Source organism: Comamonas sp. Z3 (assembly GCF_008121565.1).
Lineage (GTDB): Bacteria > Pseudomonadota > Gammaproteobacteria > Burkholderiales > Burkholderiaceae_C > Comamonas > Comamonas brasiliensis.
On record NZ_VOQU01000001.1, the window covers coordinates 873,028 to 889,075 of the forward strand.

Sequence of the window (16,048 nt, forward strand, 5' to 3'; positions counted from 1 at the left end):
CGGTGCACTGGCCACCGCTGTTTCCCTTACTTGCTGGTGGCTACCGCTCCACCACCCAGGCCAAGCGCCAGATTGCCACCCAGCAGACCGCCCAGCAGGCCGCCCGAGGCGCTTGCGCCACCTGCAGCACCTGCGCCAGCCGTGACATTGGTCACGCCGCCCAGCACGCCGCCCACGAGGCCGGTGACCGTGCCCACGGTGTTGCCGACCAGGCCCGTGACTGCGGTGCCGGCATTGCCGCTGCCTCCTGTTGCTCCGCCTGCTGATCCTGCGACACCGCCGACCAGCCCGGTCACGCCGCCCAGCACGCCACCGACCAGATTGCCTGCGCCTGCAACCGGGCTGCCGGCATTGCCGCCGCCGCTCACGCCACCAGTCACGCCACCCACCAGGCCCGTGACCGAGCCCAGCACGCCGCCGACGATATTGCCGGAGCCGCCGGCAGAGCCACCGGCGCCGCCCGTGACATTGCCGAGCACGCCACCGAGCAGGCCGCCGCTAGGTGTGCCGGGACCTGTCACCACGCCACCCAGGCCGGCCACGGTCTGGCCGACACCCGAAACCACGCCGCCCAGCGGAGCCACAACCGGAACTCCGGTGCTGGTGACGGAAGCTCCTACATGATTGACCACACCGCCCACAGTGCCCAGCAAGCTGTTCACTGGCTGGCCCAGGCCCGTGGTCTGAACCAGATTCTGGGTGGTGCCCAGGACGGTGCTCAACACCGGCGTTGCGACCTGGCTGACCTGAGTGGTCAGACCCGAGACCAGCGGATTGCTGGTCAGCTGAGCCACCGTGCCTTCGACGCCGGAAACGGTGGTGCCGAGGATTTGCACCGTGCCGCCCGCCAGGCCCGCCACATCGCCGACCACGCCAAGCTGAGGAGTGTCCAGCGCACTGACCGTCTTGCCTGCCGAAGTGACCGCAGCGCCCAGATAGCCGACGGCGGGAGCCACGCCTTGCAAGGTGGTGCCTATGGGGTCAGCCGTCTTGCCGATCTGGCCCAGGCCCGCGCTGACGCCACTGCCGACGCTGTTGACGGCATTGTTCACATTGCCAAGAATGCCGCTGGCAGGCTGGGCCACGCCGCTCAGAGGCGTGCCGCTGGTGGCCGTGCCCAGAGTGGAGGTCACGATATTGTTGACATCGCTGATGACGCCGGTGGTGCCGGTCAGCGTTCCTGTGACATCGGCCACGGTTTCGCGCACGGGAGTCAGCGGGGTGCTTGCAACGGGCGGATTGCCCGTGCCGCCGTCACCGCCACCGGTGTTGCCACCACCGGTACCGCCGCCCGTGCCCCCACCCGTGCCGCCGCCCGTGCCGCCTGTGCCACCACCTGTGCCACCACCGGCAACCACGTCGCCGCCGCCGGTGCCGTCGGGTCCGAGATCACTGCGCAAGGAGCCGCTGGAGCCGCAGGCTGCCAGGCTGGCAACCAGAGCCACGGCACACAGGCTGCGCAGGCTTAACGGGGTCTTGCCGTTGATAGCGGCAGACAAGGCCTTGCTGGTAAAACTAGTACGCATAAATCCTCCATCCCAAAAACAAGTGAAAAAATCCGTTAAATACGCGGTCCGTGGATCGGTAGGCGTATGTTCTTGTCAGAGGCGTGGCGCTGTCCAATTCAAAGTTTGAGACACGAAGTTATGCGCAATTAACAATTGCTATCAACTTCAATAGATTGGTAGGAGTTTGATTACCTGCTGCATGGAATAGCGCCTACATAAAAGCCACTTCCTGTCTCTGGGGCGATTCGCGCGCCACAATGGAAGCCTGCCGCTCAAGCAGCGACGAGATTCCTGTAGCGCTTTAACCAAAAAAACGTATGCAATTTGCCAAACGACTCGATAACGTAGAAACCTCTGCGATCCGCGAACTCTTCAAGCTGCTGGGCAAGCCCGGAATCATCAGCTTTGCGGGGGGCTTTCCGGACAGCGCCATGTTTGACGTAGCCGGCATCGGCGCAGCCTCTGCCGCTGCCCTGCAGCAGGAGGCGGGTGCTGCTTTGCAATACGGTGCGACCGAGGGCTATCAGCCGCTGCGCGAGCAGTTGTCGGCCTTCATGGCCGGCAAGGGCGTGCCTGACGTGGCGCCCGATCAGCTCGTCGTCACTACGGGCAGCCAGCAGGCACTGGACCTGCTGGGCAAGACCATGCTGGGCGAGGGGGACAAGGTCATCGTGGAAGGGCCGACTTTCCTGGCCACGATCCAGTGCTTCCGTCTCTATGGCGCGCAGGTGATTTCCGCACCTGTGGACGAGCATGGCGTGAAGACCGATGAGCTCGAAAAGCTGATTGCCGAGCACCAGCCCAAGCTGGTCTATCTGATTCCCACGTTTGGCAACCCCAGCGGAGCCATGCTGAGCCTGGAGCGTCGCAAGAAAGTGCTGGAGCTGGCCGTCAAGTACCAGACGCTGGTGGTGGAAGACGACCCCTATGGCGACCTGTACTTCAATGAGGCGCCACCTGCCAGCCTGCTGTCGCTGACGCGCGAAGTTCCCGGCAGCCGCGAGTGGCTGGCCCACTGCGGCTCCTTGTCCAAGGTGCTCAGCCCCGGCCTGCGCATCGGCTGGCTGATCGCCCAACCCGAATTGCTGGCTCGCGCCGTGATGTGCAAGCAGTTCAGCGATGCCCATACCAGCACCTTTGCCCAGGCCACTGCCGCCCAGTACCTGAAGTCCGGCGTCATGCCTCAGACCCTGGCTCATGTACGCGAGGTCTATGCCAAGCGCGCCAAGATCATGGGCGATGAACTGCGTGAGCAACTGGGCGATGCCATCGAGTTCGTGCAGCCTGAGGGCGGCCTGTTCATGTGGGTGCGTCTGACGGGCGCTCGTGGCCAGCTGGCGGATGCCGGAGTGCTGGCAAAGAAGGCCATCGAAGAGGGCGTGGCCTTTGTGCCCGGTGCTCCGTTCTATGCGCAAAACCCCGACGCATCGAGTTTCCGCCTTTCGTTTGCCACTGCCGACGAAGACAAGATTCGCGCAGGCATTGCCCGCCTTGCCAAGGCACTCAAGGCATGAGCGACAGCCAGGAAGCGCTGCAAGAGCGAATCATGGAGCTGGAGATCAAGGCCAGCTACACCGAGGATTTGCTTGAGCAGCTCAATATGACGATTTATCGCCAGCAGCAGCAGATCGATCTGCTGATTGGCGAAGTGCGGGAGCTGAAGCGCCAGGCGCCCGAGGGCGGCGGTGCGGCGGTGCGCAATCTGCGCGACGAATTGCCACCGCATTACTGACTGCGGCTGTGCCTGTAATTGCCGCTTGAGCTGCGGCAGATTCAAGATGCCTGCGGTGGCTCTGCCCGGCAACGGCAGCAGAGCCTTATTTGAGCGCCGTAAACTCTTTTCGGAGCGCCTGGTTTTCGCGCTGGTACGCGCGTGGCGGCAGGCCGCACCAGCGCTTGAAGGCGCGGGCAAAGACGCGCTCCGATTCGTAGCCGCAATTCTCGGCGACCTGTACCAGGGGCAGGCCCGATTCCAGCTGCTGGGCAGCATGGGCCATGCGCTGCTGCAGCAGATAGGCCATCGGCGATGCGCCGACCAGTGCCTTGAATTTTTCGGCAAAGCGCGAGCGCGACATGGCGGCTTCCCTGGCCAGGGTCTGCAGGGTCCAGTCATGGCTGGGGCTGCCGTGGATGGCGGCCAGGGCCGTGGCAATCTGCGCATCGGCCAGGCCGCGCACCCAGCCCTGTTCACGCTCTTGCTGTGCTGCGAAATAGTTGCTCAGCACATGGACCATGGCCAGTTCGCCAAGACGCATTGCCGCCAGACGCCAGCCGGGGCGCCGTGCCAGCGAGTCCTCTATCAGCGTCTGCAGGACATGGCCCAGGATGGCCGGCGGTGCGGCTTGGTGTGCCGGTATATGCAGCAGCGGTGGCAGCAGGGGCAGGATGGTGTGGCGGCAGTGGGCCGATATCCATAGCAGCACCGAATCGATGCGGCTGCTGGCCCCGCTGCCGCCATGCTCGAAGGTGAGCGGGTTCTCGTCCTTGGGACCCTGGGCAAAGCGCTCGATCATCTGGGCGAACGAAATCGGTGGCAGCGTCAGATCCGAGGCCATCACATGCGGGCTGCCCAGCGGCAGCAGCACCAGATCGCCCGGCATGACCTGTACCGGAGCCTGGCCTCGTACCTGCAGCCAGTATGGCTGCCCCTGGCCGATGCGGATCATGGTGCCAGGCACGCCTTCGGAGGCCAGCGCCCAGGGGGCGTTCAGGAAAAAGCGCGCCGTTACCGCACGCTCGGCCCGGCAGATGGCCAGTACATCGCTTAAATGGTCGCTGCTTTGCTTCATGGAGGATTTGGGACGATTTGTGCCATTTTAAGGATGTGCTGCGCTTCACGCCGAAGCAGCTCTTGCCGACACTGGCTGGCACCGGGATCAGGATGCCGGCATGGACCGACCCGAGAAACCCATACCCATATCAAGGAGCAAGCATGAGCAAGACAGGACTGAAGATAGGCATTGTGGGAGGCGGCATCGGCGGCCTGGCTGCCGCCAATGCGCTGCACAACAGCGGACACCAGGTGACGGTGTTCGAGCAAAGCCAGCAATATCTGCGCGTAGGGGCCGACATCAATCTGACGCCCAATGCCGTGCGCGCTCTCGATGGTCTGGGTGCCGGCATCGCGGCGGCCGTGCGCGCCTCGGCGGCCCGTCCCACGCACCGCATCAGCCGCAACTGGGACAGCGGCGAGGAAACCTCGCGCCTGACGATGGGCAACGAAGCCGAGCGCCAGTACGGCGCGCCGCAGCTCACCATCCATCGCGCCGATCTGCTGGCTGCACTGGCCGATGCTTTTCCCGGCGAGCAGGTGAAGTTCGGCAGACGCGTCAGCCGGATTGCCCAAGACGATGCCGGCGTTGCCGTGGAATTTGCCGACGGCACGCAGGTTGAGGGGCTGGATGCGCTGATCGGCTCAGACGGAATTCATTCGGTGTTGCGTTCCGCCCTGTTCGGCGCCGAGAATCCGCGCTTTACCGGTGTGGTGGCGTTCCGTACCGTGGTGCCTACCGAGCGCGTATGCCATGTTCCCGATATCGGGGCCTTCACCAAATGGTGGGGGCCGACAGCGGAGAGTCAGATCGTGACCTTTCCGCTCAACCAGGGGCGCGACACCTTTATCTTCGCCACCACGGCACAGGAGTCCTGGCACGAGGAGTCATGGACCACTGAAGGCAGCGTAAGCGAGCTGCGCGGCTTTTATGCGGGCTTTCACCCTCATGCGCGAGCCTTGCTGGATGCCTGCGACAGCGTGCTCAAGACCGCTTTGTATGAGCGCGATCCGCTTGCGCAATGGTCGCAGGGTCGGGTATCGCTGCTGGGGGATGCCAGCCATCCCATGATGCCGTTCATGGCTCAGGGGGCCGGCATGGCGATCGAGGACGCCGTGGTGCTGGCGCGCAATCTCGATGCAGCGCAGGACGCCGATGGCGTGCCGCAAGCCCTGCAGAATTACGAGGCCATGCGCAAGCAGCGCACCAGCCAGATCCAGATCGGCTCGCGCGGCAACAACTGGCTGCGGGCCGGCGGCAATGCCGACTGGGTCTACGGCTATGACGCCTGGCAGGTGGCCTTGCCGTCCGAGACCTCGGCCTGCGCGGTCTGAGCGGCCGCTGCCCCCGGCAGCCGTTCTGGTCGATGGCGTGCTGCTGAGATGCCTGCAAGCTCGCATGAGCGAAATCCGTGGCATGCAGGCCTGCGCTGCGGCCAGATCTGGCCAAAGGCGCTGGACGGCCGCATGGCGAGGCGCGATGCCTTGCTGCGGTCCGGGCTTCTGGTGCCTTGTCAAAGCCTGATGGCGGGCACGCCGTCAGCGCCATGCGCCATTGGGGCGACGGGAAGCAGGCTCTACACCCAACGGCATGGCCTCTTGTCTGACGGCATGGCATTTCAGGACTTGCCGAGTGCTGCCTTTTGCGCGAGAGGGTGGGGCGAGGATGTGCGCGCAGGCTTGGACGGCCTTCGGGCGAACGAGGGCCGGTGGCTTCAGATGCAGCGCCGAAAGCTGCGGTTTCGGAACCTGTTGCCCTGAAATAGGTGTCCCTGGCTCGTCACTCACCTTGGGCCGCCTTATGCGGTCTGGCCTGCTGGCCCCGGCACTGGCGTGTACATGGTTTGCAGCAGTCTCTCGGCGCTTGCCCGACACGCTACATCCCGCTTTAGTCCAGACCCGCTTCTTGCTCGGCGGACAAGGTGGCTGCTTGTTCGCAATGTGCACGCAGGCGCATCAAGGCCCGGTACATGGCGTTGCGCTCATCTTCGGGCAAGGTCCGAATGGCGGCAGCCTGGCTGGCACGCGCCAGGGGCATAACCTGAGCATGCAGGGTCTCGCCCTGTTCTGTGATCCGGCAAAAAATCTTCTTGCGCGGCGTATTGCCTTCACCCTGCAGATCCACCAGACCTTTGGCTTGCAGCCGCTTGAGAGCGCGGCTCACCAGGGCCTTGTCCGAAGTGGACTGTATGACCAGATCCGAGAAGGCCAGCCGCCTGGCGTGGGCAATCAAGGCCAGCAAGCGCCACTCCGAGACTGTCAGATCGTGCTTCTCGGCATAGGGCACGGTAATCGTGCGCCGCAGAGCATTTCCCACCTGGCTCATCAAGGTGGTGATGAAGTCGTCCACCGTCAATCCGTCGCCTTGCGCATTGAGCTGCGACCAGGGCGTTTCGCATGTTTTCTTGTTCATGCGCCATTGTTCCATTAGAAATAACAAATTCAGATGTCAATAGTGAAAACGGCAATTTGATCGATCAACTATAAGCGTATAACTCCGTTTATTGTTTCTCTTGCGATTCAATGTTTCATTGATGAATCAATTGAAACGAGGCACCAGATTTATACCCACGGCCCAAGGAGAGGCGACCATGTCAGTTGATAGACGCCAGTTTTGCTTTACCGCGCTTGCCTGCGGCACGCTGCTTGCGCAGCCGGTGCTTGCTGAAGAGACTTATCCGAGCAAGCCCATCACGGTGATCGTGTCCTACCCGCCAGGCGGGGATACCGATGCAATCGCCCGCCTCTTTGCCGACAAGCTCAGCCACAGGCTCAAGCAGACCGTGCTGATCGACAACCGTCCGGGTGCTGGCGGCGCGATAGGCAACGGCATGGTGGGCCGTGCACGTGCCGACGGCTACACCTTGCTGTTCACTCCCAACCCCTTCACCACCGCGCCCCTGGTCATGAAGCTGTCGGGCGCTGCAGCCTACGACGTGCTCAAGGGCTACGAAGCCATCATCAACACTGCCACACAGCCCCTGGTGCTGGTCACAAGCCCCAAGCTCGGTGTCAAAAGCCTGCCCGAGCTGATTGCCAGGGCCAAGAGTGGAGCCACCGTCTCCTATGCCAGTCCCGGTGCCGGCTCGCCCATGCACATCGCCGGCGAATGGCTGAACAAGGCCGCTGGCGTCAAGCTGTCCCATGTTCCATACCGCGGCGTCGGGCCCTCGGTGACGGACGTCGTGGCCGGTCATGTCGATACCGCCTGGGTCACTTTCGGACCGGTGCGCCAGTATCTGGACTCCGGCAAGCTGCTGGCGTTGGCCATAGGCGATACCCGGCGCTCATCGCTTGCACCCGCCGTGCCGACCTTGACCGAGCTGGGCTACAAGGATGTGGTGGTCGGCGCCTGGAACGGTTTCTTCGCGCCGAAGAAGACGCCTCCAGCGGTGATCAATCTGCTCAACGAGCACCTCAATGCCATTTTGCGAGAGCCCGAAGTCGTGGAAAAGCTCGCGGTCTTCGGCGCCCTGCCTGCGGGCGGATCGCCCAAGGTGCTCAGCGATCTCAATCAACGCGAGTACATGGTGATGGGCCAGGCCATCAAGGAGCTCGGCATCGTGGCCGAGTGAAACCGAGCAATCGCGCAGGCCCAGGCCTGGGCGATTCGAACTGACCTCTATTTGACTGACGTGGCACAAGCCCGGGGTCCGCAGCGACCCGGGCCTTCTGCCGCGAGGCACGGATATGACATCTGCTCTTTCATCTCGATCCACGCTGGGCATGGACACTCCGCAGGTAACGGCCAAGGCCAAGGTGCTTGGCCGGGCCGTCTACGCTGGAGATCTCAAGCTTGCCGGCATGTTGCATGGCAAGGTTCTGCGCAGCCCTTACCCGCATGCGCGCATCGTTCGCATAGACACTGCCGAGGCGCGCTCGCTGCCTGGCGTCAAGGCGGTTCTGACCGGTGAGGATGCGCCTGCCACACTCTGGGGGGCGCATCACAAGGAACGAGCCGTCCTGGCCAAGGGTGTGGTGCGTTATTGTGGCGAGGAAGTGGCTGCCGTGGCCGCCGTGTCCGACGAGATTGCACGCGATGCGCTGGATCTGATCCGGGTCGAGTACGAGGAGCTGCCCGCCATTCTCACGCCCGAGGAGGCCATGGACGAGGAGGCCTTCGGCATCCACCCGGGACGCAACAATGTGGCCCAGCATATCCAGTTCGAGCGCGGTGACGTGGAGGCAGGCTTTGCCGCCGCGGATCTGATCCACGAAGCCACTTACACCACGCATTCTCAGTACCCCGGCTATATGGAGCCCATGGCCACGGTGGCTTCGCTGGACCCCGATGGCCGGCTGGTGCTCTATACCTCGACCCAGGCCGTGAATCTGGTGCGCATGCAGGTGGCCATGACCCTGGGTCTGCCCATTTCCCGCGTGCGTGTGATTCAGGCCGCTACCGGAGGCGGCTTCGGCGGCAAGATCGTGGAGGACGACAACCAGTTGCTGGCCGGCCTGCTGGCCCTGCATACCCGGCGCCCGGTGCGGCTGGTCAACAACCGGCTGGAGGACTTCCAGGCAGCATGTGCCAGCGTGCCGGAGCGCATCACTCTCAAGCTGGGCATGCAGGTGGACGGCCGCATAGTCGCCAAGCAGGTGGGCATTGTTGCCGAATGCGGCGCCTATGCCGGCCTTGCCGGCGATGTGATGCATGTCAGCGCCATGCGCAGCGACAATATGCACCGCAATCCCAATGTGCGCTCGCAAGCGACGCTGTACTACACCAACAATCCGCCGCGCGGCGCCTTCCGTGGCTTTGGTGGAACCCAGATGCAGTTCGCGCTCAACAGCCATATCCACACCATGGCGGAGAAGCTCGGGCTGGACCCGGTGCAGGTGCACAAGATCAATGCGCTCAAGGCCGGTGAAGTCTCGATCCATGGCTGGCATATCGGCAGCACCGGGCTGCTGGAGTGCATAGACCAGGCCACCGAAGCCATCGCCTGGTCAAGCAAGCGCCAAGCGGCCAAGGCCTCGGGCACCAAGCGCCGTGGTGTGGGCATGGCCGCAGCCATGCATGTGAGCGGTAACCGCACCATCGGCAACTGGGACGGATCGACGCTGGTCATCAAGATCAACGAAGACGGTCGCGTCTTTCTCATCAGCGGCGAATGCGATATGGGCCAGGGGGCGAGCACCATGCTCAGCCAGATCGTGGCCCATGAACTGGACCTGCCTCTGGCCGATATTCATGTGCTTGCGCCCGATACCGATGTCTCTCCGGTGGCAGTGGGCACTCTGGCTTCACGCGTCACCATGTCGGGCGGCAACGCGGCCATCATCGCTGCGCGCAAGGCGCGCCAGGAGTTGCTGAGCCTGGCTGCCGAGCGCCTTGATGCGCCGCCCGATGCGCTGACGCTGGAAGGCGGTGCGGTCTATGTGAGCGCCGAGCCGGAACGCCGCAGCACCGTGGCCGAGTTGGCACGCCAGCATATCTGGCGCCATGGTGGCGGTGGCATCCAGGTCACCGGGACCTGGGACCCGAAGACCGTCATGCATGACGACAAGCTCTACGGCAATATCGCCGCAGCCTACTCCTACGCCGCCCAGGCCGTCGAAGTCGAAGTGGATATCGAGACCGGCCAGGTCAGCGTCATCGACAGCTATGTCGCCGACGACTGCGGCAAGGCGCTGAACCCGATTGCGATTCACGGCCAGACCAATGGTGCCACCGTTCAGGCCATAGGCTGGACGCTGTATGAGCAACTGCACTATGAGGGCGGACGCCTGGCGAACGGCAATTTCGCGGACTACAACATGGCCACCGCCGATGCGGTTCCCATGCTGCGCGGCGGCTTGGTGGAGTCCACCGATCCCAACGGCCCCTATGGCGCCAAGGGTGCCAGCGAGACCGCCATCCTGCCAGGCGCACCAGCCATCGCCAACGCCGTCTATGACGCGATAGGCGTGCGCATCACCGATCTGCCCATCACCCCGGAAAAAGTGCTGGCTGCATGGCGCGACAAGCAGCGGCAAGGAGCAAGCCATGCGTGAATTTGATTTTGCGGAGCCCAGCTCGGTAGCGGAGGCCAGCCAGATGCTGGCCGATCACGGCGACGATGCACGCATTATTGCGGGCGGGTCAGCCTTGATGCTGGCCATGCGCCAACGCATGCTTGCGCCCACTCACCTGATCTCGGTGGCAAGGCTGCCCCGGCTGCATGGCATCGATTTCGATCCGCGCCAAGGTCTGCGTATCGGGGCCATGAGCCGCCATATCGATGTGGCTCGCTCCGAGCTCGTGAAAGCGCATGCACCGGTGCTGGCCCGGATGGCCGCCCAGGTGGCCAATCCCCAGGTGCGCAACCAGGGCACGATTGGCGGCAATCTCTGCTATGCCGACCCTTCCACGGACCCGCCCGGCTGCCTCATGGCCCTCGATGCCTCGGTGGTTCTGGGCAGCACACGCGGAGAGCGCGTGCTGTCGATGGAAGAGTTCCTGGTCGACTACTACACCACGGCCATGCAGAGCGACGAGCTGCTGCTGGAAATCCGGGTTCCGCTGCAGGCGCCCGGCACCCAGGGGGAGTACACGCGCTTTCTGCGCACGGCAGCAGAACACAGGCCCCTGGTCAGCGTGGCCCTGGTCGTGCAAAGAGAAGGGCAGATATGCCATCAGGCACGTCTGGTCGTGGGCGCATCCACGCCCGTTCCCACCAGGCTGCGCCGCGCCGAGGATTGCTTGCGTGGCAAGACCTTGAATGCGCAGCTTGCTGCCCAAGTCGCCGCCATCGTGGCCGAGGACATCCAGCCGGTCTCGGACCTGCGCGGCAGCAGCGAGTTCCGCCGCGCCATGGTGGGCGTGGTGACCCGCCGCACGGTGTCCATGCTGTTCGGAATCGATATCAATGAAGGAGTTGCCGCATGAGCACGCATCGCATCGAATGCCAGGTCAACGGCGAATCGCACAGTGCCGAAGTCGCATCACGGCGACTGCTATCGGATTTCCTGCGGGATGACCTGCATCTGACCGGCACCAAACGGGGGTGCGAGACCGGAACCTGCGGCGCCTGTTCGGTGCTGCTGGACGGTGAAGTCATCAAATCCTGTCTGATGCTGGCCGTGCAGGTTCATGGGCGCAGCATCACCACCATCGAAGGGCTGGCCGCCAATGACCAACTGCACCCCCTGCAGAAGAACTTCATGCAGTGCGGCGGCCTGCAATGCGGCTACTGCACGCCGGGTTTCATCATGGCCTCCTGCGACCTGCTCAAGAACACGCCCCAGCCCAGCTGCGAGGAAGTGCGCCACGGCCTCAGCGGCAATCTCTGCCGCTGCACCGGCTACACCCAAATCGTCGAGTCCGTGCTGCATGCAGCACAGGAGATGCATCATGGAAATTGAAAAAACCCTGACCGTTTCAGCTCCTCCCCAGCAGGTCTGGGATCTGCTTCTCAATCCCCAGATCATGGCCGGCGCCGTGCCCGGAATGAAGTCCATCGAGGTCATCAGTCCCACGGAATACGTGGCGGAGATGCACCAGAAGATTTCCTTCATCAGCGCCAAGTTCAAGCTCAAGACCAGGCTCGTCGAGCAGAAGGCTCCGGAATACATGCGCGTCGAAGGCACGGGCGAGGATGCGTCGGTGGCCAGTTCGCTCAAGCAGACCAGCGAAGTGTTTCTGACGCCTGCTGCCAACGGCGGCACCGATCTACGGATCAAGGTCAATGTCGACGTGCTGGGCCGCCTGGGCGCCTTCGGCCTGTCGGTCATGAAGACCAAGGCCGATCGCCTGTGGGAGGAGTTCGGCAGCAATCTGGCGGCGCGCATAGAGGCTGGTGGCCTGGCTCTCGATGTGCCCAGCGCGGCTTCGCTGGCGCCGGTTGCGCCTGCTGTGGCCAGGCAGGCCGTCACCCGGCCCGAAATGGCTCCTGCGCCCGATCCTGCACCGGCGCCGGTTCCCGGCCCGGTTCCGCGAGATCCCATGGATGCGATCGTCACGGCCAGCACCGAGGACGCAAGCCCTGATGCCGGCTGGTGGTCGCGCATCTTCGGCACTGCTCGCAACACGCGCAACTCCGGCCAGTTCATACGCGTAGAGGTGCGTCAGCTGGACAAGACGATCTGTGTCGAGTGGCCTGTCGCGGCTGCATCCGAATGTCGGGAATGGCTCAGGTCGCTGCAGAAGTAAGCGCTTTTCTCCCTAGACCCGGAAGGAGGCTCAAGACCTCAAAAAAAATCGCATCAAGCCACGCATGCAAATAACTAAACGAAATTGGAAACTGGAGACATTCATGCTGAAAAAAATAGCAGGCGCTGTCGCGCTACTAGGGGCGGGAGGTTTTACCCATGCACAATCGTCAGTGCAGATCTACGGCATCATGGACACGGCCGTCGAGACCATGGATCATGTGGGCGCGAGCCGCTCCACCTTGACGCGCATGCCCAATCTCTCGGGCAGCGTTCCTTCGCGCCTGGGCTTTCGCGGCCGCGAGGATCTGGGCGGCGGCCTGAGCGCATCCTTCACGCTGGAGATGGGCATAGGCCCTGATAGCGGCGCGCTCAACCAGGGCGGACGCGGTTTCGGCCGCCAATCGTTCGTCAGCCTGAACGGACCCTGGGGTTCGCTGGGCCTGGGCCGCCAGTACACCATGCTGTTCTGGTCCGTGCTCGATGCCGATGTGATCGGCCCGAGCCTGCACAGCATGGCCAGCCTGGACAGCTACTTCCCCAATGCACGCGCCGACAATGCGATTTCCTACAAAGGCGTGTTTTCGGGCCTGACCATTGGCGCGACCTATAGCTTTGGGCGCGATGCCGTCAATGCCGGCCCCAGTCCTTCAGGCACCAACTGCGCAGGTGAGAGCAGTACGGACTCCAAGACCTGCCGCGAGTGGTCGGCCATGCTCAAGTACGACAGCGCGACATGGGGTGCCGCATTGGCCCATGACGAGCTGCGTGGCGGCCCCGGCGCTTTCGCAGGACTGAGCAGCAGCGACAAGACCGACAAGCGCAGCATGCTCAATGGCTATGTCAAGTGGGGCGGCGCCAGGATTGGTGCCGGCTTTATGCGTCGCAAGAACGACGGATATATCGCCTCACCGCGCAATGACCTGTGGTTTGTCGGTGTGAGCTACCCCATGGGTCCCTGGACGCTGGATGCCCAGTACAACCAGCTCAATTACAAGGACAACGCGGACAAGGGGCAGCTGATGGTGCTGCGTGGCACTTACAGCCTCTCCAAGCGCACGGCAGTCTATGCCTCGCTGGGCTATATGAAGAACAGCGGCAATGCGGCTTTTGGAGCCAGCAGCGCTCAGGCTGGAGGAGCGCCAATGCCGGGCGTGAACCAGACGGGCTTTGGCGCGGGCTTGCGCCATACGTTCTGACTTCAGAACTAAACAGGCGAGTGCAGGAAGCCTGGTGGCCTGCACTCGCTTTCTTGAGAAGATGCAGCAATCTTGACACATTGATGCCAGGCGGTGGTTGCTTCGTGGCACCCAGTGCGGCTCGATGTAGAACAGTGCAGTGTCCTCACCTCCCTTGAAGCCGCTGCCGATGCAGGTCATCGTCAGCAGCAGCTTGCCCAGTAGTAGCCAAGGCTGATTGGGCTAGCCAAGCACTCGCACAAAGTCTGGAATGCCGGCCCGGTATAGCGGCAGGCATCGAACGTCCACACAACAGTGCCGATGACGATACCGCCTAGAACAGGATGCAGGGGAACGGAAGTCACATGGCGCTGATTCCAGTCACAAGCAAGATGCTTCGATGCAGCGTTCAAGGCTGGAATCTTCTTTGATCACGTGTGCACTCAACCTGCGCTGTAAAGCGTCTTTGCTGAAACTCCACAGAGGCTGCAGGAGGCCGTTTCCTTGCTGTGAACTGTTGAATGTGTCAGTGAAATGGCTTCACCATTGCTTTGTCATGAAATCGCCATATAGCGTGCGTAACATTTACTCACAACAATTCCCTTGGCGATGCTGCATGCCTGAAATCTCCGAGTATCTGAGCGACTTCCGGCCACGCTTTCGTCCACCGAGTGCTGCCGATCTCTGCACCGAGGTCCCGTGCATGACGACCGATGATACGAATGAGAAAGTCATGGAGGTTTTCAACCGCTACCGTGACCTTGTCAGTCTTCCAGTTGTTGAGGGCAAACAGCCCATCGGGCTCATAAACCGTAACATCTTCCTGTCGCAGATGAGCAAGCAGTTCCGCATGGAACTCTATGGTCGCAAGAGCTGTATCGCATTCATGGACAAAGAGCCGCTGATCGTGGACGCGGCTCTGGACATCGATGCCCTGACTTTCAGAACCGTGGAATACGGCGAAAAGGCACTTTCCGACGGCTTCATCATCACCCGCGATGGCGCGTTTGCCGGAACCGGCAATGGGCTGCAACTCATGCGCGTGGTGGCGGATATGCAGGCTTCGCGCAATCGCCAGATCATGCACAGCATCGAATATGCCAGCGTGATTCAGCAGTCGACACTTCGCAGCTCCCTGGATGCGCTCGCCAGAGCCTGTCCCGCAGCTCATCTGGTCTGGGAGCCGCGCGATATCGTCGGTGGCGATTTCTACCAGTTCAGTACCGATGCCGATGGCTGGTTCGCGACCGTGGCCGATTGCACGGGACATGGCGTGCCCGGTGCTTTCATGACGCTGATTGCCTCCACCAGCCTCAACCAGGCCATAGCGCAGAACGGGCCTCGCGACCCCGCCAGCCTGCTGGGCCATGTCAATCGCAGCATCAAGCAGATGCTGGGTCAGATGAACGGTCAGGATGCAACGCCTGGCTCCGACGATGGCATGGATGCGGCCTGCTTCTGGTTTGAGCCCGTGAACGGGCGCTTGAGCTTTGCGGGCGCACGGCTGTCCATGTTCCTGCTGCGTCCCGATACGGACACTGTTGAGATGCTGGAGGGACAGCGCAAGGGAGTCGGCTATGTCGACAGCGAAATCGATTTCGCTTGGCTCAACCAGGAGGTAAGCCTTCCCCGCGGCACGCTTGTCTTTGTGAGCACCGATGGACTGATTGACCAGATCGGCGGTCCACGCGGTATCGCTCTTGGCAAGCGCCGGGTGCGGGAATCACTGCTTGAGCATCGGCAGAAGTCTCCTTCAGAGATCAATATGGCCTTGCTCGAATCTCTGCGTGTCTGGCAAGGTGAACACCACCGCCGCGACGATCTGACCTTTTTCTGTTTTCGTACCTAGTCTCAAGGCCCATATATGCCTTCCCCCATGATTGCCGAGAAGTACGGATCCTTCTTCAATTTGGCGCGTCAGCACCAGGTCATTTTCTACTACGTCGGGTATTTCTCGCAGCACATCGTTGCGGCTATGGCCGATGCAGTGAAGTTGCAGCTTGAAGTTGCCGGGGTTGCCGCTCCAACCCGACGCAAGCTGTTTTCCTCGTTTGTGGAGATGGCGCAGAACATCATTCACTACTCAGCTGATTCGCTGACTCCCTCCAGTCTGAACAACGGGGAGCTACGTCATGGCTCGGTCTGCATTCGTCGAGAGGAGGACGGCAGCTTTTTGCTGCTTTGCGCCAATCCTATCGAGCCACTGATGGCCGAAGCGCTGCGGGTGAAATTGAATGCACTGCGGAGCATGACGCTTGAAGAGATCAAGCAAGCCTATCGACAGACACTTCGCGAGGAGACGCCTGAGGGGAGCAAGGGTGCGGGCATGGGTTTCTTGACCGTTGCCCGGGATGCCAGGGAACCGTTGGAGTTCGACTTCGACGCAGAGTCTGGCGACTCGCCGGTTTTCTACCTTAAGGCGGCCATATAGGCACGGCGAGACCGTCAACGAATAAAGA

General features: G+C 62.4%; 14 protein-coding genes. 11 read left to right on the forward strand and 3 right to left on the reverse strand.

Features of this window, described 5'->3' with window-relative positions; translation table 11 throughout:
- Positions 1 to 26 precede the first annotated feature (26 nt).
- Positions 27 to 1,526 carry a collagen-like triple helix repeat-containing protein gene (locus FSY59_RS04125; protein ID WP_148728504.1) on the reverse strand — a complete coding sequence of 500 codons (1,500 nt, stop codon included), beginning with the start codon at positions 1,524 to 1,526 and terminating at the stop codon, positions 27 to 29.
- Positions 1,527 to 1,825: 299 nt separating this feature from the next.
- On the opposite strand from FSY59_RS04125, the gene FSY59_RS04130 reads away from it, so the two are divergent.
- Both FSY59_RS04130 and FSY59_RS04135 read left to right on the forward strand, forming a co-directional pair.
- Positions 1,826 to 3,022, forward strand: a complete 1,197-nt coding sequence (locus FSY59_RS04130; RefSeq protein ID WP_148728505.1) for a PLP-dependent aminotransferase family protein — start codon at positions 1,826 to 1,828, stop codon at positions 3,020 to 3,022.
- Positions 3,019 to 3,240 carry a SlyX family protein gene (locus tag FSY59_RS04135; protein WP_003056058.1) on the forward strand — a complete coding sequence of 74 codons (222 nt, stop codon included), beginning with the start codon at positions 3,019 to 3,021 and terminating at the stop codon, positions 3,238 to 3,240. Before FSY59_RS04130 ends, FSY59_RS04135 begins: the two co-directional genes overlap by 4 nt.
- Before the next feature lie 85 nt (positions 3,241 to 3,325).
- Here the strand turns inward: FSY59_RS04135 and FSY59_RS04140 are convergent, their stop codons facing one another.
- On the reverse strand, positions 3,326 to 4,297 hold the full coding sequence (locus FSY59_RS04140; protein WP_148728506.1) for an AraC family transcriptional regulator: 972 nt from the start codon (positions 4,295 to 4,297) through the stop codon (positions 3,326 to 3,328).
- A 143-nt stretch (positions 4,298 to 4,440) separates the two neighbouring features.
- Between FSY59_RS04140 and FSY59_RS04145 the strand changes: the two genes are divergently transcribed.
- Entirely contained in the window at positions 4,441 to 5,613 is a 1,173-nt protein-coding gene (locus FSY59_RS04145) for an FAD-dependent monooxygenase (RefSeq protein ID WP_148728507.1), read from the forward strand.
- Positions 5,614 to 6,166: 553 nt separating this feature from the next.
- Here the strand turns inward: FSY59_RS04145 and FSY59_RS04150 are convergent.
- Positions 6,167 to 6,691 carry a MarR family winged helix-turn-helix transcriptional regulator gene (locus FSY59_RS04150; RefSeq protein ID WP_003056055.1) on the reverse strand — a complete coding sequence of 175 codons (525 nt, stop codon included), beginning with the start codon at positions 6,689 to 6,691 and terminating at the stop codon, positions 6,167 to 6,169.
- Between the two features lie 178 nt (positions 6,692 to 6,869).
- Between FSY59_RS04150 and FSY59_RS04155 the strand changes: the two genes are divergently transcribed.
- The 8 genes from FSY59_RS04155 to FSY59_RS04190 all read left to right on the forward strand — a co-directional run bounded on the left by FSY59_RS04155 (position 6,870) and on the right by FSY59_RS04190 (position 16,020).
- Positions 6,870 to 7,853 (forward strand): tripartite tricarboxylate transporter substrate binding protein, encoded by a 984-nt coding sequence (locus FSY59_RS04155; RefSeq protein WP_003056053.1) that lies wholly within the window; start codon positions 6,870 to 6,872, stop codon positions 7,851 to 7,853.
- 115 nt (positions 7,854 to 7,968) lie between these two features.
- Entirely contained in the window at positions 7,969 to 10,275 is a 2,307-nt protein-coding gene (locus FSY59_RS04160) for a xanthine dehydrogenase family protein molybdopterin-binding subunit (protein WP_148728508.1), read from the forward strand.
- Positions 10,268 to 11,149: a xanthine dehydrogenase family protein subunit M gene (locus FSY59_RS04165; protein ID WP_003056049.1), complete on the forward strand. Its 882-nt coding sequence runs from the start codon at positions 10,268 to 10,270 to the stop codon at positions 11,147 to 11,149. Before FSY59_RS04160 ends, FSY59_RS04165 begins: the two co-directional genes overlap by 8 nt.
- Positions 11,146 to 11,625 (forward strand): (2Fe-2S)-binding protein, encoded by a 480-nt coding sequence (locus FSY59_RS04170; protein WP_003056048.1) that lies wholly within the window; start codon positions 11,146 to 11,148, stop codon positions 11,623 to 11,625. The genes FSY59_RS04165 and FSY59_RS04170 overlap by 4 nt, the downstream gene beginning before the upstream one ends.
- Positions 11,615 to 12,412: a CoxG family protein gene (locus tag FSY59_RS04175; RefSeq protein ID WP_148728509.1), complete on the forward strand. Its 798-nt coding sequence runs from the start codon at positions 11,615 to 11,617 to the stop codon at positions 12,410 to 12,412. Before FSY59_RS04170 ends, FSY59_RS04175 begins: the two co-directional genes overlap by 11 nt.
- Before the next feature lie 103 nt (positions 12,413 to 12,515).
- On the forward strand, positions 12,516 to 13,610 hold the full coding sequence (locus FSY59_RS04180; RefSeq protein WP_148728510.1) for a porin: 1,095 nt from the start codon (positions 12,516 to 12,518) through the stop codon (positions 13,608 to 13,610).
- 595 nt (positions 13,611 to 14,205) lie between these two features.
- Positions 14,206 to 15,438 (forward strand): SpoIIE family protein phosphatase, encoded by a 1,233-nt coding sequence (locus FSY59_RS04185; RefSeq protein WP_043372250.1) that lies wholly within the window; start codon positions 14,206 to 14,208, stop codon positions 15,436 to 15,438.
- Positions 15,439 to 15,453: 15 nt separating this feature from the next.
- Positions 15,454 to 16,020 (forward strand): SiaB family protein kinase, encoded by a 567-nt coding sequence (locus FSY59_RS04190; protein ID WP_003056041.1) that lies wholly within the window; start codon positions 15,454 to 15,456, stop codon positions 16,018 to 16,020.
- Positions 16,021 to 16,048: the final 28 nt, after the last annotated feature.